Genomic DNA, 21,117 nt, shown 5'->3' with positions numbered 1-21,117 from the left:
GCGTTTGTCGTGAGTGAACCCTCAACCAGGTTCACCCTGTTCCATGTCCTTCGGTGCTCGCAATTGCCAGCACACTTGTGCCGGTCACCAAACCAGCACGACACGGTTCTTTTAGCAAAACCCCCACGCTTCCGCACAAGAGCATTTCATCGCCAATTTGCGTCAAAAACGTAGGCAACAGCAAACTCCAAAACCCTCAAGCTTGCCGATCTTGCCCGACCAACGAATCTTACCGAATCCCCAGGCTAGGTCAAGATCGCTTGGCGGCGATCTTTGGCCGGCGATCGATCGTGATGGACGGTCAACGTTCGACCCGCCGAGTTCGGAGAACACGGCGACGGTCCGACCGCATCAACTTGACGACGGTGCCTCCAGGTAGGCTAGCAAAAGCGCGATGTCCGCTGGCGTGATCCCACTGATCCGCTGCGCCTGGTCCAGCGAGACAGGGCGGATGTGGCTGAGTTTCTCCTTGGCTTCGTTGCGCATGGCGGTGATCGATGCATAGTCGAATCCGCCGGGGATCTTCTTCTTGAGCATCCGTTGCTGCCTGGCCACTTCGTCGCGTTGCCGACTGACATAGCCTTCGTACTTGATGTCGTAGACGACTTGCTGTGCCGCTTGGCTTCCGATGTCGGTAAGCGGGGGAATCAACTCGCACATCTTCCCCCAATCGACCTCGGGGCGACGCAGGTAAACGTCTCCCTTGACGTCGCCCTTGGGCGTGTTGATCCGCACCGCCGAGAGCAACGCGATGGCCTTGTCGATGTCGGCCAGTTTGTCGGCAAACCGTTGCCGGCGCTGGGCATCGATCAAGCCCAATTCGTCGGCGTCTGGAGTCAGGCGGCGGTCGGCATTGTCTTGTCGCAACAGCAACCGGTATTCGGCGCGGCTGGTAAACATGCGATAGGGTTCGTCCGTGCCGCTGGTCACCAAATCATCGACCAAGACGCCGATATACGCCTGGTCGCGGGTCGGCACCCAAGTCGATTTGCCGGCGACTTGACGGGCGGCGTTGAGCCCCGCGATCAAACCCTGACCGGCGGCCTCTTCGTACCCGGTCGTCCCGTTGATCTGGCCCGCCAAGTACAGCCCCGAAACGCGTTTGGATTCCAGGTGCGGCCAGAGTTGCGTGGGCGGACAAAAGTCATACTCCACGGCATATCCGTAACGCATGATCGACGCCCGTTCCAATCCGGGAATCAGCCGGAACATTTCGTCTTGAACGTCACGCGGCAAACTGGTCGAGATCCCGTTGACGTACACCTCTTCGGTGTGATGCCCCTCCGGTTCAAGAAACAGCTGGTGGTTACTCTTGTCGGCAAACCGCACCACTTTGTCTTCGATCGAAGGGCAATAGCGTGGACCGCGGGTCTGGATTTGTCCGCTGTACATCGGCGCGCGATGCAGGTTGGCGCGAATCAAATCGTGCACCGCCTGGTTGGTCATCGCGATGTGACAAGGCACCTGATCGATCGCCAGGGAATCGTTCAGGAACGAAAACGGTTGCGGGTCATCATCACCGGGTTGTTCATCCAAACCGGCATAGTCGATGGTGCGTCGATTCAGTCGTGCCGGCGTCCCCGTCTTGAAACGATCGATCTGAAATCCCAACCGATTCAGCGCGCCGCTGATGCCGGTCGTCGTCCCCTCGCCGGCGCGACCGCCGGCCGTCTTGGACTCTCCCGTGTGCATGATCGCCGAGAGAAACGTGCCGGTGGTCAGCACGACCACCGGCGCACGGTATTCGGCTTCGCCGCGAACGCGGACGCCGACCACCCGCTCGCCTTCGGCAGTGGTTTCGGTCAACAGATCCTCGACCGTCTCCTGGCGCAGGTCCAAGTCATCCTGCAGTTCGATTGCGTGCTTGATGTATTGCTGGTACGCCTTCTTGTCGGCCTGGGCGCGGGGGCTGTGCATCGCCGGTCCCTTACGGCAATTGAGCAACCGAAACTGGATTCCGGTCGCATCGATCGCCTTGCCCATCAATCCGCCCAGCGCGTCGACCTCGCGCACGATCTGGCCTTTGGCGACGCCACCGATCGCCGGGTTGCAGGACATCTGTCCGACGGTGTCCAAATTGGTCGTCAACAGCGCCGTGCGGGCCCCCAGCCGCGCGGCGGCCGCCGCCGCCTCGGTCCCGGCATGTCCCGCCCCGATCACCACCACATCATATTGATACTGAATCATCAACTCTCACTCGTAAGTCTACTGCAGTTTCGTTTTCGATTGGGCGGGACAGTCGCCGTCCTCTCCGAGGTCGGCGCGGCGCAAAGCTTCGCTTTTTCGCGCCCGCGCCGAGTTCGGAGAACACGGCGACTTTTCGCAGCTCGCCGAGTTCGGAGAACACGGCGACACTCCGAACGCATCGTCAAATCGGATGGCCCGTTTGATCTGGTCCGCTTGGCGAACTCCCGTCAGGGTGCGAAACGATCGATGCATCACTTTTTCCTGCTTCCCGATCAAGATCGGCCCACCATTTTGCCGAACCGGAAGATGAGGTACATCCGTTTCTTTCGACTCCGGCATTTCCGATGGGCGTATTCGGCCAATTCGTCAGGGCGATCGGGCATCGCCCGCAATCGATTCTGCCCGCATCCCCGTGGATGCCGGTCGTCTCGAACGCACGTGCAACACCTTCGCCAGGCGTCCTGCTGGCCGTGCTTGTATCCCTGGCGATGTCCGCCGTCTGGACCGGACCGGCCGCCGCGGCGGAGGTCGACCCGGACGCCATTGTCCTCACATCTCGCGTTTTTGACATCCCATTTCAGATGGATCGAGACACCAAAGCGCGTCTGGTGCGGCTGTACGTCTCGGCCGACCGCGGAAAAACCTGGACCCAAGCGGCCGAACAACCGCTGCCGATCAAGAAATTCCACTTTGAAGCGACCGCCGACGGCGACTATTGGTTCACGCACGCGACCGACCTGGACTCGCCCCCCCAACCGACGGCCGATCTGGCTCCGGAACGCAAGATTTTTATCGACACCACCGGGCCGGAAATCGAATTGCAAGGTGGCGCCGACGCCGATGGAAACCTCTCGGCGCAACTGAAACTGACCGACCCGCACCAGATTGCCACGCTGCGCGTCCTGTACGCGACCGACGTCAAACGTCAGTGGGTCACCGTCACCAACGCCCAAATCGATCACGAAGGCCGTTTCGCGATCCGGCCCCAGGAAGACTGGCAACAGATGTCGGTCCACATCACGGCCACCGATTCGATCGGCAACGCATCGGTCCAGGCAAAGACGTTCCGCCGCCCGCGTGTCGCCGCAACCAAAATGCCTCATCTGGCCGTGTCGCCCCGGGATCCGACGCCGCCAACATCGGACGCGGGGCAAGATCCGCAAGCGGGCACCGACGCGTTGCACAATACCGACGCGTTGCACAATCAGGTCGCAGACCATCGAGCCGAAGCGACCGCCGCGGTGGGCAATCAGCTACGCGCCCGAACCGTCGCGGGCCCGAGCGACCCGCCGAGCTACCTGCTCGGACCGGCCGGCGCGACTCCATCTGCCGCCGGCGCAAACCAATCTGCCGCCGGCGCGACTCCTTCTGCCGCCGGCGCGATGCATCCAACCACCGGCAACAGCAACCCGCGCGGGCTGCCCCAGGCGGCGACCTCACCGAACCGGTTTGCGTTGCAGTCCCCCGGCGCGGGGCCGCTGCGGCCGTCGGCCGGCACGCTGCGCTCGCCCGCCGACGGTAACCCGATGCGGACCACGCCGCCAACCCGTGACGAAGGCACCACCCCGCGTTCACTGTCCACCTTCGGTTCGGCCTTCGGTGCCGCGAACCGGCCGGTGACCAAACCGATCGAATCGACGCCGCCTCGCGATCACACCACTGCCCATGCGAGCGCCGGAAATGAAACCGGTCCCCGAACGCTACCGGCTTCGGGGCTGACGGCAAAACTGACCCCCGAAGGCATCGAGGTCTTGCCGACGCCTCAGGCAGATCCAGCGCCTGACGCATCAGCAACCGACGCCCCGCCGGCAAAGAACTCGCCGGTAACAAACTCGCCACCCGCAGCAGCTCCAGCGCCGGCCCCCGAAATGCTGCCGGCACCCGCACCCACGCCGGAAGCGGTCGCTGGGCCGACGATGAATCTCACGCCGCCGACATCGCCGGGTGACCCGATCACCGAGTCGCTTCCGCTGCCGGCTGCCGAAGCGGATCCGCAAACAGAAGTCCGACGATCGCGCACGCTGGAAGAAGCCATGCGCCCGATCACGCCCGGTGCCCCGCAGACGCCAAACCAACCGGCGTCGGAATCGGCACCCGAAACAATTCCCACACCGGCTCCCAGCAGCACGCCGGAGGACCAGCGTCGCTATCGAGCCGAGCGTGCCGCAGAACTCAGTCGCGAGCAACAACAGCGTTACGACCGCGCCCAATTGGCCCGAACCGTTCCCTTTCGCTGGAGCGACTCGAACCGTTTCAGCTTGGAATATGAACTCGAAGCCGTCGGGGCGTCCGGTGTCGAAGCGGTCGAATTGTACGGCAGCCTGGATGCCGGTCGAACCTGGAAACGATGGGGCGCCGATCCGGATCGAACCAGTCCGTTTGATATCGAAACCAAGGGCGAAGGTGTGTTCGCGTTCCGGATCGTGGTGCTGGGGAACAACGGCCTGGCCAGTCCCCGACCACTGCCCGGCGACCAACCCGACATCGCGGTGATCGTCGACCAGACCTTGCCGAAGATCAAAATCACTTCGGCGCGCTACGGCGAAGGAGACCGCACGGGTTCATTGATCATTCGCTATGAGTGCAGCGATGAAAACCTGATGAATCGCCCCGTCGCAATCGCGTTTAGCGATTCGCTGGACGGTCCGTGGACGACCATCGCCGCGGGGCTCCGCAACGACGGGCTGTACGTTTGGCCGGCCGATCCGAAGTTGCCGCACGAAATCTATTTGCGCATCGATGCGACCGACCAGGCGGGTAACACGGGCAGCTACTTGCTGGACCAACCGATCGCCACCGGCGGCTTGGCCCCGCGGGCTCGAATCCTGGGCTTCCGATCGCGGTAGCAGCCGGTCAAACGTAGCTACCTTCGCCAGAAGGTGGTCCACGGGGATTCCCACGCCCGGGCAAGCGTCGCGACGTCAAGATGTCGCTGTCATCCGAAGTGGACGTCGGATGCATCAGTTGCCGTTACACTACGGCTTCCCTCCCCTGCCCCGGAGCCCGTGATGCGTTACTTGCTGTTGATCCTGGCGTTGATTCCCCTCGCCTCCCACGCCGCCCGTCCGAACATCGTCTTGGTGATGGCTGACGACCAGGGCTGGGGCGAAACGGGTTACAACCATCACCCGCGACTGCAAACGCCGCACTTGGATGCGATGAGTCGTTCGGGGTTGCGATTGGATCGGTTTTACGCCGGCGCCCCGGTCTGTTCGCCCACCCGCGCGGCGGTGTTGACCGGACGATCGTGTTACCGCGTCGGCGTTCCCGAACACGGCTACGCGCTGCGTCACCAAGAGATCACGCTGGCCGAGGTGCTCTCCGATGCGGGCTACCAGACCGCTCACTTCGGCAAGTGGCACCTGAATGGACTGCGTGGTCCCGGCGCACCGATCCTGCAGCACGACCGATTTCATCCCGGCACGTTCGGTTTTGACCACTGGCTGTCGGTGACCAACTTTTTCGATCGCGATCCGTTGCTCAGCCGCCAAGGAGCGATCGAAGATCATCGTGGGGATTCGTCGGACGTGATCATGCAACAAGCGCTCGAGCACATCGAACAACAAGCCGCCGCCGACCAACCGTTCTTCACCGTCATCTGGTACGGCACGCCGCACTCCCCCTTCAAAGCGTCTGCCGAAGACAACGCGCCGTTTACCGACTTGAATGAAACGTCGATGCATCACTACGGCGAACTGGTGGCGCTGGACCGCAGCGTGGGAGCCCTGCGAAGCCGATTGCGTGAACTGGGAATCGAAAAACAAACCTTGGTTTGGTACTGCAGCGACAACGGCGGGCTGCCGAACATCACGCCGGCCACGACCGGTGGACTGCGCGGGAACAAGGGGACGATTTTTGAAGGCGGCTTGCGGGTGCCGGGCATCATCGAATGGGCCGGGACAATCCAGCCGCGGCAAACCGATTACCCGGCCAGCGTGATGGACATGATGCCGACCCTGCTGGAACTGGCCGATCAACCGCACCCGGCACCGCAACGCCCACGCGACGGCATCAGTTTGACGCATCTGTTTGACGGACCATCGGACGCGGAGGCAGAGCGTGACGAGCCGATCTACTTTCGCTACAAGACGTCCGCGGCGGTGGTCGACGGCGATTGGAAACTGCTGACACGAAACTTCAACCGAGACGCGTTCGAGTTGTACAACTTGGTCGAGGATGTCACCGAATCCGACAACGTCGCCGAACAACATCCCCAGCGTTTTGAATCCCTGCGGCGACAGCTACGCAGCTGGCTGGAGTCAACCGATGCCAGCGAAGCAGGCCGAGACTACCCCGAGGGGACGGTCGCCTCCGACCATCCCCAACCCATGTTCTGGGTCGACCGCGCCGACTACCAGCCCCACCTCAAACAATGGCAAAACCGCTGGGAATACAAATCCTGGCTCGACCGACGCAGGAAGCAGAAGAAGTAGGGCTGGAGGGCAGAATAATGAAGGCGGGAGGGGCAAAACAATAGGCACCACCGTGGGACGCAGATGTGGTTAATACTCAAGTGTTGCCATTTGGACATCGTGGTGATTTAGATTCGTCCATTGGATGCAGCGAAGGCTGGTGTGGCACAGCAGTCGTTTGAGTTGTTCCTCCATTTCAGTGATTCCGTCGGTCAAAGTTGAGATAAACATTGCTGTTTCTCTGTCGATGAGTAACACATCGTGCATTCCCGCCTGAAGGTCGCCGTCAAAGATTGGAACGCGAACTGATCCACACTGGGTCCCTTTGAGCAAATACATGGCGGCTTCGCGATAAAGGGATGCGTTTAAGAAGACGCCCCAATCATCAAGCAGGTCCTCGACAACCTCTCGCGAACGCACGCTCGCGTCATTGACGGCCCGCCACCTTTTCGCATCGACAGCAAATCGGTGACGTGCGGCTGAATCGAGATTCGTTGAAATGAAACGTTTTTGGACACGCGGTGTTCGCAGATTCACCAATAGCCCATGTCTCATTCCCGTCAGCAGTAAATAATTGATGGCTTGAGCTTCATGAGCGGGAGTCAGGCAATCAACGGTTTTGGCTTCCACCATCAACGCATGCCCGAGAAGCAAATCCATGAAATACGACTTGCGAAAGTGTTTGTGCGACAGCCTGATTTCGACTTCGCGTCGGGCGGGCAAAACACCTGCCAATTCACAGCGTCGACGAATGATATTCTTGAACGGTGTCTCGTCGATCAGTCGACTGAAGTCATTGTGAGCGGAGAAGATGATCCCCATGACTTGGTATGCGAATGCCTGGAACTCATCGCGGCCAAGCACCTGAATGTCGGAATCAACTTCGATAGGCACGACGATACCTCTCGTTGTGAGTGAAAAGGTGGCAAAACGATGGGGGCAAAACAATAACCAAGCACCGAGTAGCCGAACACCCCCCGAACCATCGTCTTGCCCCCATCGTCTTGCCCCCATCGTCTTGCCCCCATCGTCTTGCCCCCATCGTCTTGCCCCCATCGTCTTGCCCCCATCGTCTTGCCCCCATCATTCTGCCCTTCCATCATTCTGCCCACTCATCCCTCCCATCTCATCACCCGCGTCCATCACACCATGCCCACCCCCGCTCCCCCGCCATCCCGATTCCGCCTTCAAGCCACCTTCATTTTCACGCTGTGTCTTGTCCTATTCGCCATCCCCGCTCGCGGCGACGACCTTTCGTTCAGCATCGAGCGGACGGTGGCCCACAGCGGTTTTGACGGCCAGACGTGTTGGGTCCATGCCCGCGCCGGCGCGATTCCGGCCGGCGCCACGGAAAACGATGCGGGCCAACCGCTGGTCGTGATGACGACACAAAAGCTGCTACTAACCGGTTCGGATGTCTTTTACCGACTACACTCCTCGACGTCCGACGACCTGGCAACCAGTTGGACCGACCTGACACCGATCGACTCGTTTGCCCGCCAGACGGTCGGCGGCGATTCCGACGCCCTTCCCACCGGCGCGTCGATCGCGCCACATCTGCTGCAGCCGGGCGACGAAACCACGGTCTGTGATTTCCAGCCCAAGTGGCATGCGGCCAGCCAACGCTTGCTGGGCATCGGCCAATCGGTTTGGTACCGCAACAACCGAGTGATGCATGTTCGCCCGCGAGGCATCGCCTACGCCGCCTACGATGCACCGGCCGAGCGCTGGTCTAAATGGAAGACCGTCGACCTGCCCGACCAACCGCGTTTTCAAGACGCCGGGTCGGGCAGCGTCCAGCGCGTCGATCTGCCTGGCGGCGACGTCCTGATTCCGTTTTACTTCAAACAGCCGAACACGAAACAGTATTCCACGGCGGTCTGCCGCTGTCGCTTCGATGGCGATACGCTGCACTTCATCGAAGTCGGCAACGCATTGACCGTTCCGATCAAACGGGGGCTGTACGAGCCCTCGCTGACGCGACTGGGCGGCCGATTTTATCTGACCATGCGGAACGACGAACGCGGCTACGTCAGTGTCAGCGACGACGGGTTGACGTTCGAACCCCAGCGGGCCTGGACGTTCGACGACGGCAGCGACCTGGGCAGCTACAACACGCAACAGCACTGGGTCACCCACAGCGAGGGGCTGTTCCTGGTCTACACCCGACGCGGTGCCGACAACGACCACGTCTTTCGTCATCGCGCGCCGTTGTTCATCGCCCGTGTCGACCCCGAATCGCTGCACGTGATCCGCGACAGCGAACAGGTGTTGGTTCCCGAGCGTGGCGCGCGGCTGGGCAACTTCGGCGTCGTGGATGTTTCACCTGATGAAACCTGGGTGACGGTGACCGAGTGGATGCAACCGCAGGGCGTCGAAAAGCACGGCAGCGACAACAGCATCTTCGTCGCCAAACTGAAATGGAACCGCCCCAATCGTGACGTCGATGTCGCCGGCGCGGGCGTTCCAGAGGCATCGGCGGAGAACGAGTTACTGTCCTACGCACGGCCGCCGAAAGCGTACGCCAACGACTTCGGCAACTACAAATCACCGTTGATCTTTGCCGACGGATCACGCGTCGAGACCCCTGAAGATTGGGGACGTCGAAGAGCCGAGATCTTGTCGACCTGGCAGAGTCTGCTCGGCGAGTGGCCGCCGCTGATCAGTGACCCCGACGTCGAAATCCTTGACTCCCGGCAACGCGATGGATTCACTCAACAGAAAATCCGTTTCCGCTGGACGCCGACTGAGACGACGACCGGATATCTGCTGCGACCTGACGGCGCCGGACCGTTCCCGGCGGTCGTGACGGTTTACTACGAACCGGAAACGGCGATCGGTGACGGCAACCCGCATCGCGACTTTGCACTGCAACTTGCCCGTCGCGGCTTTGTCACGCTATCGATCGGAACGACCGAAGCGAGTGAAGCAAAGACGTACGCGCTCTATCACCCGTCGATCGACGACGCGGCGGTGCAACCGTTGTCGATGCTCGCCTACGCGGCGGCCAACGCCTGGCAGTTGCTGGCCGATCGGCCGGAAGTCGATTCGGAACGGATCGGCATCGTCGGTCATTCGTTCGGCGGCAAATGGGCGATGTTCGCGTCGTGTCTGTTCGACAAGTTCGCCTGTGCTGCATGGTCCGATCCCGGAATCGTGTTTGACCAGTCGCGGCCGAGCGTGAATTACTGGGAACCTTGGTACCTGGGCTACCATCCCAAACCGTGGCGAAAACGGGGCGTGATCACAGACCAGAATCCGGCCCGCGGGCTTTACCCGCGACTGGTCGCCGACGGTCATGACCTGCACGAACTGCACGCCCTGATGGCGCCTCGGCCGTTTCTGGTCTCGGGCGGATCGGAAGACCCCGTCCGCCGCTGGCAAGCCCTGAATCATGCCGTTGCCGTCAACCGGATCCTCGGTCACGACGATCGTGTGATGATGACCAACCGCCCCGATCATTCCCCCAACGCCGATTCCAACGAGATGATCTACGCGTTCTTTGAACACTGGCTCAAGTAGTCGCGATGGAATCGATCGCGCTGAAAGAGAATAGCCACGTGTAATTCAGTACCTTGAAATCATCAGGTCGATCCCCGGTTGCATCGCGTCTCTCCATAGCTGTTCGACTTGCGGCGTAAACTCCGGGTCGTGTTGCGCGACGGCGATGCAGAGCGTGTCGAGCCAAAGCTCGTACAGATGCGGTGCGATATCAGCGTGGTTGCGATCGTGACGCTCGGCAAGTTTGATCAATTCGGCTTGGCTGCGATCTTGATTCTCACTGTACAGGATCAACATCAGCAACGATTCCCGGAGCACCAGTTTCTGATGCACCATGTCGGTGAATTGGAATTTGATTCTCACCTCGTCCGAACTGGCCAGAAACAGTCGATAGAAGGTGTCAATGAACCCGTCGCCGCGCATGCAGCGTCGGTAACTGGCGACGATCGCGCTGGGGGTGTCTGAATTCATGGCGACTTTTCACGGTTGGCCCCTTTGAGCAGCAGAAGCAGCATTTTGGTCGGTTTGATGGCGGTGATGCTGTGGGGCACGTTTGCGTCCATCTGGTAAAAACTATTCGGCCCGGCTTTGGATGCATCGTCGCCAACGGTCACGTCCGCTTCGCCATCGATGAAGTGCATGATCGCCGGAACCGCTGCGGTGTGCTCGGACAATTCCTGACCGGCGTCGAATCCGAACAGCACGACTTTCAGCGAGCCGTCTTGGTGCAACGTTTTGCTGACGGTGCTCCCGTCTTGGATTTCGATTTCGGTGCACAAATTGGCGATATTCATCAGGATCGACTCGTGTGGAAGACGAACCGCACCAAGGCTGCGGCCCTTTTTATGCACCCCAAGGTATAGCTTTAAGCTGACACGTCAAGAGGGATCCAAGGTCGCTTGTGAAGAGCGTTTGGCACTCCCATTGAATGCCAACAGCGACGGCCGCCGAATAGCCGATCGCTTTTTTTCGGCGCAGCGGTCGATGCATTTCACGTGTCGTCGGTCTTCGGTGTGGATTGCATGATTGGGCACTGAACAGTGGGCAAAACGATGGGGCAAAACGATTACAGCCTGAAATTGTTTTGCCCCCATTGTTTTGCCGTTCCTTCGAGAATGAAGCAACGATCATGCAATGGGACCAATCGGACGCATAGGACTTATGGGTCCCCTCTGCCCTATTGGTCCTATTGATCACGGCCCCGGCCTCTGTTGTTCCGGCCCGAAGGCGATCGTCACCTGCCGAAGCCGCCACAATTTGACTTGCGAAGTCGTACCGAAGAGACTATTCGCCGGAAGGAGATTCGGTTTCATTCTGTTCATCCAGTGGATTCAACATGACTCAGTCAATTGTCTCGACGCGTGGCAATTGCCGCCGCTCGCGTTTACGAAAATCGATTCGCAGCATCGCGACTCTCTCCATTGCCGTCATAACGATGCTTGTGGCGCACGCCGTCGCGGCCTCGAGTCTGCAGGCGGCGTCCTCCGATCGCCCCAACATCGTGTTCATTCTGGTCGACGACTTGGGATACGGAGATCTGGGTTGCTATGGCCAGAAGCTGATCCAGACACCGCGTTTGGACCAGATGGCCGCCGAGGGAATGCGGTTTACAGACTTTTATGCCGGCAACACAGTTTGTGCGCCCTCGCGCAGCGTCTTGATGACCGGGCAACACATGGGGCACACACACGTCCGCGGGAACGCGGGTGGGCCGGACATGTCGAAACAATCCTTGCGCAGCGAAGACGTCACGGTGGCGGAAGTTTTGAAACACGCGGGCTATCAAACGGCACTGTGCGGCAAGTGGGGCCTGGGCGATGACGCGCTCGGCGGACGCGAAGGATTGCCGCGGCGACAAGGATTCGATTTCTTCTACGGTTATCTGAATCAAGTCCACGCCCACAACTACTATCCCGAATTCTTGTGGCGCAATGAAACCAAATCGCTACTGCGGAACGTGGTCCAGCCGAACGATCGCAGCTACGGCGGATTCACCGGCGGTTGGGCGACCGAGCGGGTTGATTACAGCCATGATTTGATCGCCGAAGAGGCGTTGGGCTTTATCAGGCAGAGTGCCGCAAAGAAGGACACGCCGTTCTTTCTCTACCTGTCGCTGACGATTCCGCATGCCAACAACGAAGGCACGCGAGGCACCGGAAACGGTCAGGAAGTCCCGGACTACGGGCCTTATGCGGAAAAGGACTGGAGCGACAACGACAAGGGCCAGGCGGCGATGATCACGCGAATGGACGGTGACGTCGGTCGACTGCTGGACCTGCTGGATGAATTGCAGATCTCCGAAGACACCGTGGTGATGTTTTCCAGCGACAACGGCCCGCACGACGAGGGCGGGCACGATACCGAGCGGTTTGATCCGGCCGGACCGCTACGTGGGATGAAACGCGACTTGTATGAAGGCGGCATCCGCGTGCCGTTTATCGTCCGTTGGCCCGGTACCACACCGGCCGGTACCACGTCCGATCACATCGGCTATTTCGGCGACCTGATGGCCAGCGCCGCCGAACTGGCCGGCGTCGACTGCCCCGACAACACCGACTCGGTCAGCTTTGTCCCGACGATCACCGGCAACGCCGCAAATCAGGCCAAGCATGATTACTTGTACTGGGAGTTTTACGAACGCGGTGGAAAGCAAGCCGTTCGCGCCGGCAGCTGGAAAGCGATCCGCATGCCTTGGGGCAACGGAAAGACACAGCTGTATGATCTCAGCAACGACATCGGCGAGACCAACGATCTGGCGAACCAGAATCCCGGGGTCGTCGAGCGTCTGGAGGCGATGATGGCCGACGCCCACACCCCGCATCCGAACTGGACACCATGACCACACCGAACCGATCCACCCCCAACCGGCGTGAAGTGATCAAGAGCGTCTCGGCGATCTCCGCCATGGGCGCGTTGTCATCAAGCGTCATGGCCGATGACAGAGACGCTGCGGCCGCTGGCGAGGCCGCCGGACAATCTGCCCCGTCGTTGATTCGCGAGGAGAACGCCAAGCCGGGTTCGCGTGATTGGCAACTGACGCGCGTGCGTTTGGATTCACGCGACTCAGTCCGCGCAGCGAAGATCGAAGGCTATTGCTCGCGACAGAGCGTGGCGGCGGGTGAATCGATCGACATCATGGTCTCCACCGACCCGGCCCAGGAGTATGTGATCGAAATCTTTCGCACCGGATACTACGGCGGTCGCGGGGCGCGGTTGATGACTAAGCTTGGACCGTTTGACGGCATCGTGCAACCGACACCCCGGCGCGGCGAAAAGCGACTTCGCGAGTGCACCTGGGCGCCCGCGGTGACACTGACGATCCCCGACGACTGGCCCAGCGGTGTGTACTTGGGACGGCTGACAACGACCACCGATTCGACCGGATTCGGTTACTGGCAAAACTATGTCGTCTTCATTGTCCGTGACGACCGCCCCGCTGACATTCTGCTGCAGTGCAGCGACAACACCTGGCAGGCGTACAATCAGTGGCCCGACAACGATTCGGTCTACACGCACCCCCAAGGCAACCAGGGGCCTTGGGCCGACGTCAGCTTTGATCGCCCCTACGGCATGTATCCTCAGATCTTTGAAAATCCGCAAACGATCGGCTCGGGCGAGTGGCTGTGCTTTGAGTTCCCGTTGGCGTACTGGTTGGAAAAACACGGCTATGACGTGACGTATTGTTCCAACAGCGACATGTTGACACCCGACCGGGGACTGAAGTGCAAGACGTTCATCAGCAACGGGCACGACGAATACTGGGACATCCGGCAATACCACAGCGTCGTTCAGCTGCGTGATGCAGGCGTCAGTTTGATGTTTCTATCGGGCAACTCGGTGTGCTGGGTCAGCCCATTTCGCGCCAGCGCCCACGGCCGCGACAACCGAATCCTGTTTCGCGGCGGGCCGTATGGCGGTGACCACAAGTGGGCCGAACTTCGTGAGCAACAGCACGGACCGTTCCCGCATCGCGGTCCCGACGAAGGCTACTTGATGGGATCTCGAAACGTCGAACCGGTCAATGGAGGCGGCGATTGGGTCTGCGCGTCACCGGATCACTGGATCTTCGAAGGCACGGGAATGAAGCAAGACGAGGCGATTCCGGGGCTGATCGGCTGGGAGTATCACGGCGATCCGCCCAGCGACATTGCCGGGTTGGAGATCGTCGGCACAGGCACGGCGCTGCAAGGCGGCGTCAATCCGCAAACATGGACGTCGACGATCTATCCCGGCCCACACGGCAACTTCGTCTTCAACGCGTCGACGATCTGGTGGTGCCAAGGCTTAGCCAGCCCGCCGGGACACTGGCTCCCCTGGTCGCATTGGAGCCGCCCTCATGGTCCCGACGATCGTGTGCAGCAGATCACCCACAACCTGCTGCGACGGGCGATCGGGAAGGGCGGCTGACCCGGCAACCAAGCGTACTCCGGTCTTGCCGTGGGATTCCATCCCGCCGCGTCCGCGAGGGGCACTCACATCGTCGGAATGAGCTTCGCCACCCCAAGACGCTCCCCGTCCCAAACCAGCGTCCCCGACCGCATGCCGGTCGATTGCTCCCGAAAACTGATCGCCGCCTAAAATGAACGCAGATTCGTTGGCCGAGTGATTCCGACCGGCATCATGTAATCAAACTAATCTGCCGAGTCAGCGGATTTCATGGGGAACGCCAGCCCCACCAAGCATTATGCTTTTAAAATGCTGGGGGGATGACGACCGAATGACACAACAAGGCCCTAATCAAAGCGATGGGCGGTCTCCGGACGATGACGAAACCATCGTCTCGGAACCGTTCGATGGCGACGATTCGACCCACAAGACCGGTGAACACGCCGGACCATCGGTCGACCCACAACGGGTGTTGGAAGCGGATCGGGTCGGTGACTATCGCATCGTCGACGTCATCGGGGTCGGTGGAATGGGCATCGTCTATCGAGCCGAAGACGTGATGCTGAAACGGACGGTCGCGTTAAAGGTGATGAAACCCGAAGTCGCGTCCAATGAGACGTTCCGGAAACGTTTTCTGCGCGAAGCCGAATCGGCCGCACGCATCGATCACGAAAACATCGTGACGATCTATCAAGTCGGCCAGCACAAGGTCGGCCAGCACAAGGTCGGCCGGCACCAAGGTGTGCCGTACATCGCGATGCGTTATCTGAGCGGAGAATCGCTGCGAGAACGATTGAAACGCGAAGGCCGAATTGAGCCCCGGCTCGTTGCCAACATCGGCCGTCAGGTCGCCACGGGACTCGCCGCGGCCCACGGCATCGGTCTGATCCACCGCGACATCAAACCGGACAACCTTTGGCTGGAAGCGGAAACCGGTCGTGTCAAGATTCTTGATTTCGGACTCGCCCGGTCGCAGGAAACCGACATGCGACTGACGAAGTCGGGCGTTGTTCTGGGGACGCCCAAGTACATGTCGCCCGAACAAGCGACTGCAAAAACGGTCGATCACCGCAGCGACCTGTTCAGCCTGGGCAGCGTGCTGTACCACCTGCTTAGCGGCACCGAACCGTTCGGGGGCAGCGATTCGGCGGCCACGCTGATCAAGGTCACCCAGGCCGACTTTGCACCGATCCAGAAGGTCTGTCCGAACCTGAATCCGAAGCTTGCCCGCTTGGTCAACGCGCTGCTGGCCAAGCACCCGGACAAACGCCCACAGTCGGCCCGCGAAGTGGCGCTGAATCTGGCTGAAATCGAAAAACAACTCGAAGCCGAGCATGAAGCGAACGCGCGGCGACAAAGTCTGACCGAAACCGCGGATCTGGCGTCGCCGGATCCAAGTCCTGTTCCCACGTCAGCGATTCCGACTGGGGTGGGGCGACCGTCTCCGCTGTCCCTCGTCCTGCTCGGCCTGGGGATCGTGTTGATCGGACTGTTGCTCGTTGCGTTTCTGTTTTAGGGCCGGAAAGGACAAATCCCGATGAACTGGCCGATTGGTTGAGAGGCGGTCGGCGGAAGGGGTGCACGACGTCGTTTCTAGGTCGTCTTGCTGAGTCCCACAGACGACGGCCCGGAAGGGCCATCGTACATCGAAGACCGAGTCCCACGGACGACGGCCCGGAAGGGCTGTCGTCCGTGGCAGAGCGACCGTCGAAGCTAGGCGTTCGCCCCAAGGCTAGACACCAACGGGTGCGGCGGGCTACAACGCCGCGGATGGGAAACTCACTGAAATCAGCTCCTTCGCAGACTTTTTTGATCGACGCCGCGATGATGCTGCATCGTTTCGGCACGCCGTCACACCGACTGGAACGTGTGATGGGGAAAGTCGCCGTTGCGCTGGGCATTCACGGCGAATTCTTGTACACGCCGACGGCGCTGGTGATTTCGCTCCGCGATTCATCGGGCGAGGAAATGACCGTCATCCGGCGTGTCGACAGCGGGCCGGTCAACGTCGACAAGCTGATTCGATTCGACGAATTGCTCAGTCGCGTCGAGCGTCGGGAGACCTCGGTCGATGCCGCGATGGAGGAAATGAAACAGATCGAACAGGCCAAGGCGTTGTACGGCCCGCCGGTCTACATCGTGGCCTGCGCGGTGGCCTGTGCCGCCGTTGCGGTGTTCTTTTCCGGGACGCCTTGGGAAATCGCGCTGGCCGGATTGGTCGGTGCACTCGTCGCGGGAATCGAGTTGCTGTATGAGCATTGGGGCCTGGAATTAGGGCTGTTGGAACTGTTGGCCGGAGTCGTGGCGGCCACCAGTTCGCTGCTGGTGGCCTGTTATGTCGTTCCGATCGATCACCGCCTGGTCACGTTGGCGGGTCTGATCATCTTGATCCCGGGTTTGCGTCTTACGGTCGCGTTGACCGAATTGGCCGTCGGACACTTGTCGGCGGGCGTGGCCCGATTGTCCGGCGCCCTGGTTTCGCTGGCGACGTTGTTCGTCGGTGCGATCTTGGTGTGGCGATTGTTGGACCGTTTTCAGCCGCAATTGGGTCCACGGTTACCGGTGGCATCGGATTGGCAATGGGTCGCGTTGGCGGTTGCGCCGATCGCGTTTGCCATCGTGTTTCGCGCCGGTTGGCGGCAATGGCCAATCATCGGTTTGGTCTCGGTCCTGGGCGTCGTCGTCAGTTGGGCAACCGGCCCACGGTACGGTATCGAAGTCGCCTCGTTTCTAGGCGCACTTTCGGTCGGGTGTGGCAGCAATCTGTACGCGCGGATTCGAGACATTCCCGCGCTGGTCGCGTTGACCCCCGGGATGTTGATCCTGGTCCCCGGTTCGCTGGGCTATCGATCGCTGTCGGCACTCTCACAGCAGCAAACCGTCGAAGCGGTCCAGTACGGCTTTGAAATGATCGTGATCGCCTCCAGCCTGGTCGGCGGGCTGATCGTGTCCAACGTGATCATTTCGCCCAAGCGGATTTTGTGATTCGCGACAAGCGGTCAGGGACGAATGACATCGTGAATCACCGGTCAAACGTAGCTACCTTCGCCAGAAGGTGGATCTCCGGGGCTTTTCACGCTCGCATCAAGCGTCGCGATGTCAACGTCGTTGCGTCTTGGCTAATGATCGCGGCCGCGTCGCAGGGACAGCGGCAGCGCGGCGTCGTCGCCGTTGATGTCCAGGTGCACGTCGCGCTGGGGGAACGGAATCGTGATCCCGGCCTTGGCCAGCGCCTCGGCGATCTCACGATTGATCTGATGCGTGACCTCGATTCGGTTGTCCAATTTTTCGAGGAAAAAGCGGACGACGAAATTCAGCGAACTGTCGCCGAAGGTGTCGAAATTGATCAACGGCGCGGGATCGGTCAGCACTTGCGGATGGTTTTTTACGACTTGATAAAGTAGCTCGCGGACCTGATCGGGGTCACTGCCATAGGCCACACCGATGTTGATGGTCAGTCGGTTGATCACGTTGGTGAGCGACCAGTTGAGCAGTTTTTCGGTGATCAGGTCTTTGTTGGGAATCACCAACTCTTTGCGATCCCAGTTGGTCACGGTGGTGGCGCGCATCTGAATCCGCGAGACGATTCCGGTGGTGTCGCCGATGGTGACGACATCGCCGACGCGGACCGGGCGTTCCAGCAACAGGATGATCCCCGAGACGAAGTTGGCGACGATTTCTTGCAATCCGAATCCCAGACCGACCGAGGCGGCGGCCAGCAGCCAACCGAGTTGGTTGTAGGGGACGCTCAGCAAGTTCATGACGATAAAACTGCCGGCGATGATGATCACGTATCGCAACAGTGTCGAGATCGCGTAGCGTGCCCCGGGATCGAGCTCCGTCCTGCCGCGGACCAGCAATTCAAAGACACGCGGGACCACACCGGTCGCGTAGACCATCAGCGCGATGCACAGCAGACTGTAAATCACATCCAACAGGCTGACCGACTCGATATTCTCTCCCGTCCCAACGGTCCCCAGCGAGAAGTCGTCGAAAAACGCCAGTGCGGGAACGAGGTCGTGCCAGATCAGCCCGAACCCGATCAGCCCCAGCGTCGAAGCGAACACCACCGCGGTCTGCCGACCCTGTTCGTCCAGTTTTTCGAGATCGCCCGCGCTTTCTTCTTCGAGCACGATGCCGACCTGATCGGCGATCGCCTTGTCTTCGCTGCCTTGCAATTCCTTCAGCTTTCGATCGCGTTGCTCCATCGCTCGGCGGCGTGCCAGATCGCGTCGCCGCAGCATCAGCCAGCGAGAAAGCAATCCGTGGCCGAGGACGATCACCACCAACAGCAGGAACGTCGACTGCAACGAATGCCCCAATCGGAAGGTGGTTTCCAGGTACCCGGCCAACGCCATGAAGGCGAACACGATGGGCGCCAGCACGGCGATCGCCCAGATCAGTTTTCGCATGCGGTAGAACAACGAACTCGGATTGTAAAGAACGAATTCGACATGCAGCGGGCTCTTCTGACGTAGCATCAGATGATGAAAGGCGGCCGTCACCAGAAACAGTGCCGTCGACATGATCCGGATCGCGAAGATCCGAACTTCGGCATCCGGATGCTCATAGAAGACGCCCATGGTCAGGACGATGCCCCCGCCCACCCAGGTGTACCAACGCAGATGCCGACGAAGATGTCGTCGCAGCTTTTCCGACCATCCGAAATGGCACTCGGCGACCCCCTTGTCGCGACAGACTTTCGAAAGCAGTTCACGCGACGACACGTACAGCGCGACCATGGCCAACGCGTTTCCCAGCCCGCGGACGAACGGATCGGCCGGCGAGGTTTTGACCAACAGAAACGCGAAGGTTCCCAAACACGCCGGCCAAACCATGGCGGTGACGAAGGTGGCCACCATGGCACGGACCGTCGACATAAACCCGACGTTGACCTTGGTCGCCTCCTCGCCTTCGTGCTTGATCGCGGCCCGCGCCCGCCCCCGCCCGAACAAGACGGCAAAGGTCAGCAGGATCAATCCCAGCGACGCCAGCGGTTCCAAGGTCACCGTCAAGACCATCTGATGCACCACGCCTACCCAAGACGCCGGCGCACTGACCCATTGAATCAGTTCCGGAGCAACAGCCAACTCGCCGATCGAGATGGTCGGGGCGTCTTTGGTCCAAAACAGATTCGCATCGATGGCCGCGGTGAATTCGTCGATCAACAAAATCAATTCGCGACGTTGCGTGTCGCTGGTCAGCATGGACTGCAAGACGGAGTTCTGTGAATGAAGCGTGTCTTCGAGCAGTTTGCGGCGTTTGCGTTTGAGCACCCACTCGGCCTCGTCAAGCCCCAAGTCGCCCCATGCGATCTCCGTGCTGTCCCAGTCCACTTGCACCGCTTCACGCTGATCGAGCCACTGGTTGATGTCGGCCAGCTCGTCTTCCATCTTGAAGGTGCTGAGCTGGTACTCTTCGACCTTCTTGGTCAGATCGTCACGGGGACGGAATTTGTTTCGCAGTGCTTTCGCTTCTTCCCTCTGTTGGCGAAGGATCACGCCCAAGGCGTCGGTCAACCCGATCGCATCGATTCGCTCCTTGGAGGATTTTGCATCCGCTTTGACATCATCCATCGCGGATTGGACGCCCGACAAGTTCTGTTGGGTCGTGGCAGTCTGCTCGATCAGTTGCCGCTGCAACTCGGCAAGTTCGACGTTGCTTTCGGCCAGCGTTCGCAGACTCTTGGGAACCGAGGCGACGGTTTGTTTCAGATCCGCCGTGGTCGCATTGACCTGGTCCTTCTGCATCTCCAAAATCGCTTCCTGCAGCAACTCGGTTTGGCGACGCAGTTGTGTCACGTTCGCTTCGGCCAGCTTCCGTTCCAACGGCAACAAATCCACGGTCGCGGTGTAGGCCGCTTGCTCGTTCTCGAGCGCCTCGATCCGAGCGGCCAATTCTTCGCCGCGTGCCGCCAGCAAGGTTTTGCGCGTCTGGGACTCGATCGCCGATTCGTTGACCGGTGCCGGCTGAGCCTGTTGCCCGGCAACGTCGGCACGTTCTTTCTCCGCATCGGACAGCAGTCCCGGGATTTCGCCCAGTCGGGTCCGCCGCCGCGTCGACTCGGCCGTCAGATCGGTTACCTGTTTGGAAGCGGTCGCCAATTCGGCTTTCAACGTGGCCAAACTCTGGGTCGCGTCGGCCAGCGTCAGCCCCTCGGCGAGGGTGGGTTCCGCACCCGACAAGGCGTCCAGTTTGGCTTGGAGCTCCGCTTGGCGGGCCGCCACGCTGCCGATCATCTGGGAGTATTGATTCGCCAATTCCTCGTACGTCTGCCCCTGCTGCAGCGTCTTTTTGGCTTGCTGCAGCATCGACACCAGCCGCGTCTTGGTTGCCGCATCCAGCTCCGATTTCAGTTCCAGCGCCGCCAGTTCCGCATCGATCGAATCAGTCGTGGGGCCGTTGGAGGCAACGATCGGAGTGGCCGGCAGAGTGGCTGGCGGGGCGTCAGGCGGCGTTTCCTGGCCGTGACAGGTCAGGCAGGCCAGCGGCACCGCGAGGACGACAAAGCATTGCAAGCAAAGCGAGCGAACGGCGGACAGCGAAAATGGCATATCGGTCAACGGTTTTTGTTGCGTGGGAGATCGGCTCAGACGCCACACAGGATCTGATCATCTGCCGGCTTGGAGGT

At 60.5% G+C, this 21,117-nt stretch carries 12 protein-coding genes; 7 read left to right on the top strand and 5 right to left on the bottom strand.

Annotated features, from left to right (window positions below):
* Positions 1 to 351 precede the first annotated feature (351 nt).
* Positions 352 to 2,187: a tRNA uridine-5-carboxymethylaminomethyl(34) synthesis enzyme MnmG gene (gene mnmG, locus Mal15_RS03235; protein ID WP_147866444.1), complete on the bottom strand. Its 1,836-nt coding sequence runs from the start codon at positions 2,185 to 2,187 to the stop codon at positions 352 to 354.
* Positions 2,188 to 2,531: 344 nt separating this feature from the next.
* Between mnmG and Mal15_RS03230 the strand changes: the two genes are divergently transcribed.
* Together Mal15_RS03230 and Mal15_RS03225 are read left to right on the top strand one after the other, a co-directional pair.
* Positions 2,532 to 5,033, top strand: coding sequence for a hypothetical protein (locus Mal15_RS03230; RefSeq protein ID WP_147866443.1), 2,502 nt, complete (start codon positions 2,532 to 2,534; stop codon positions 5,031 to 5,033).
* Between the two features lie 162 nt (positions 5,034 to 5,195).
* Complete coding sequence (locus tag Mal15_RS03225) at positions 5,196 to 6,620, top strand: sulfatase family protein (RefSeq protein ID WP_147866442.1); 1,425 nt, start codon at positions 5,196 to 5,198, stop codon at positions 6,618 to 6,620.
* A gap of 69 nt (positions 6,621 to 6,689) precedes the next feature.
* On the opposite strand, the gene Mal15_RS03220 is transcribed toward Mal15_RS03225, so the two are convergent.
* A complete protein-coding gene (locus Mal15_RS03220; protein ID WP_167546619.1) occupies positions 6,690 to 7,613 on the bottom strand; it encodes a GxxExxY protein in 924 nt (307 codons plus the stop codon).
* A gap of 135 nt (positions 7,614 to 7,748) precedes the next feature.
* On the opposite strand from Mal15_RS03220, the gene Mal15_RS03215 reads away from it, so the two are divergent.
* A complete protein-coding gene (locus Mal15_RS03215) occupies positions 7,749 to 10,121 on the top strand; it encodes a prolyl oligopeptidase family serine peptidase (RefSeq protein WP_147866440.1) in 2,373 nt (790 codons plus the stop codon).
* A 45-nt stretch (positions 10,122 to 10,166) separates the two neighbouring features.
* Here Mal15_RS03215 and Mal15_RS03210 read toward each other — a convergent pair whose 3' ends face one another.
* Together Mal15_RS03210 and Mal15_RS03205 are read right to left on the bottom strand one after the other, a co-directional pair.
* Entirely contained in the window at positions 10,167 to 10,571 is a 405-nt protein-coding gene (locus tag Mal15_RS03210) for a globin (protein ID WP_147866439.1), read from the bottom strand.
* Entirely contained in the window at positions 10,568 to 10,894 is a 327-nt protein-coding gene (locus Mal15_RS03205; protein WP_147866438.1) for a cupin domain-containing protein, read from the bottom strand. Before Mal15_RS03205 ends, Mal15_RS03210 begins: the two co-directional genes overlap by 4 nt.
* Positions 10,895 to 11,436: 542 nt before the next feature.
* Here Mal15_RS03205 and Mal15_RS03200 point away from each other — a divergent pair.
* From Mal15_RS03200 to Mal15_RS03185, 4 genes are all read left to right on the top strand, one after another.
* Positions 11,437 to 12,939: an arylsulfatase gene (locus tag Mal15_RS03200; protein WP_233903253.1), complete on the top strand. Its 1,503-nt coding sequence runs from the start codon at positions 11,437 to 11,439 to the stop codon at positions 12,937 to 12,939.
* The gene (locus tag Mal15_RS03195) at positions 12,936 to 14,507 is read left to right on the top strand and encodes a N,N-dimethylformamidase beta subunit family domain-containing protein (RefSeq protein WP_147866437.1); all 1,572 of its coding nucleotides are present in this window, start codon (positions 12,936 to 12,938) and stop codon (positions 14,505 to 14,507) included. The genes Mal15_RS03200 and Mal15_RS03195 overlap by 4 nt, the downstream gene beginning before the upstream one ends.
* 310 nt (positions 14,508 to 14,817) lie before the next feature.
* Positions 14,818 to 16,002 carry a serine/threonine-protein kinase gene (locus Mal15_RS03190; protein ID WP_167546618.1) on the top strand — a complete coding sequence of 395 codons (1,185 nt, stop codon included), beginning with the start codon at positions 14,818 to 14,820 and terminating at the stop codon, positions 16,000 to 16,002.
* 254 nt (positions 16,003 to 16,256) lie between these two features.
* Entirely contained in the window at positions 16,257 to 17,471 is a 1,215-nt protein-coding gene (locus tag Mal15_RS03185) for a threonine/serine exporter family protein (RefSeq protein ID WP_147866435.1), read from the top strand.
* A 134-nt stretch (positions 17,472 to 17,605) separates the two neighbouring features.
* On the opposite strand, the gene Mal15_RS03180 is transcribed toward Mal15_RS03185, so the two are convergent.
* Positions 17,606 to 21,040, bottom strand: coding sequence for a mechanosensitive ion channel domain-containing protein (locus tag Mal15_RS03180; RefSeq protein ID WP_233903513.1), 3,435 nt, complete (start codon positions 21,038 to 21,040; stop codon positions 17,606 to 17,608).
* Positions 21,041 to 21,117: the final 77 nt, after the last annotated feature.

Origin of the sequence: Stieleria maiorica, from assembly GCF_008035925.1 — a bacterium.
Classification (GTDB): domain Bacteria; phylum Planctomycetota; class Planctomycetia; order Pirellulales; family Pirellulaceae; genus Stieleria; species Stieleria maiorica.
The sequence above is the reverse complement of the archived record's forward strand: the minus strand, read 5'-3'. Positions and strand labels throughout refer to the sequence as shown.

What these genes read in the sequence shown, in the direction of transcription:
- mnmG (WP_147866444.1), bottom strand. Translation starts at nt 2,187, where the DNA reads ATGATTCAGTATCAATATGATGTGGTGGTGATCGGGGCGGGACATGCC.
- Mal15_RS03230 (WP_147866443.1), top strand. Translation starts at nt 2,532, where the DNA reads ATGGGCGTATTCGGCCAATTCGTCAGGGCGATCGGGCATCGCCCGCAA.
- Mal15_RS03225 (WP_147866442.1), top strand. Translation starts at nt 5,196, where the DNA reads ATGCGTTACTTGCTGTTGATCCTGGCGTTGATTCCCCTCGCCTCCCAC.
- Mal15_RS03220 (WP_167546619.1), bottom strand. Translation starts at nt 7,613, where the DNA reads ATGGGGGCAAGACGATGGGGGCAAGACGATGGTTCGGGGGGTGTTCGG.
- Mal15_RS03215 (WP_147866440.1), top strand. Translation starts at nt 7,749, where the DNA reads ATGCCCACCCCCGCTCCCCCGCCATCCCGATTCCGCCTTCAAGCCACC.
- Mal15_RS03210 (WP_147866439.1), bottom strand. Translation starts at nt 10,571, where the DNA reads ATGAATTCAGACACCCCCAGCGCGATCGTCGCCAGTTACCGACGCTGC.
- Mal15_RS03205 (WP_147866438.1), bottom strand. Translation starts at nt 10,894, where the DNA reads ATGAATATCGCCAATTTGTGCACCGAAATCGAAATCCAAGACGGGAGC.
- Mal15_RS03200 (WP_233903253.1), top strand. Translation starts at nt 11,437, where the DNA reads ATGACTCAGTCAATTGTCTCGACGCGTGGCAATTGCCGCCGCTCGCGT.
- Mal15_RS03195 (WP_147866437.1), top strand. Translation starts at nt 12,936, where the DNA reads ATGACCACACCGAACCGATCCACCCCCAACCGGCGTGAAGTGATCAAG.
- Mal15_RS03190 (WP_167546618.1), top strand. Translation starts at nt 14,818, where the DNA reads ATGACACAACAAGGCCCTAATCAAAGCGATGGGCGGTCTCCGGACGAT.
- Mal15_RS03185 (WP_147866435.1), top strand. Translation starts at nt 16,257, where the DNA reads ATGGGAAACTCACTGAAATCAGCTCCTTCGCAGACTTTTTTGATCGAC.
- Mal15_RS03180 (WP_233903513.1), bottom strand. Translation starts at nt 21,040, where the DNA reads ATGCCATTTTCGCTGTCCGCCGTTCGCTCGCTTTGCTTGCAATGCTTT.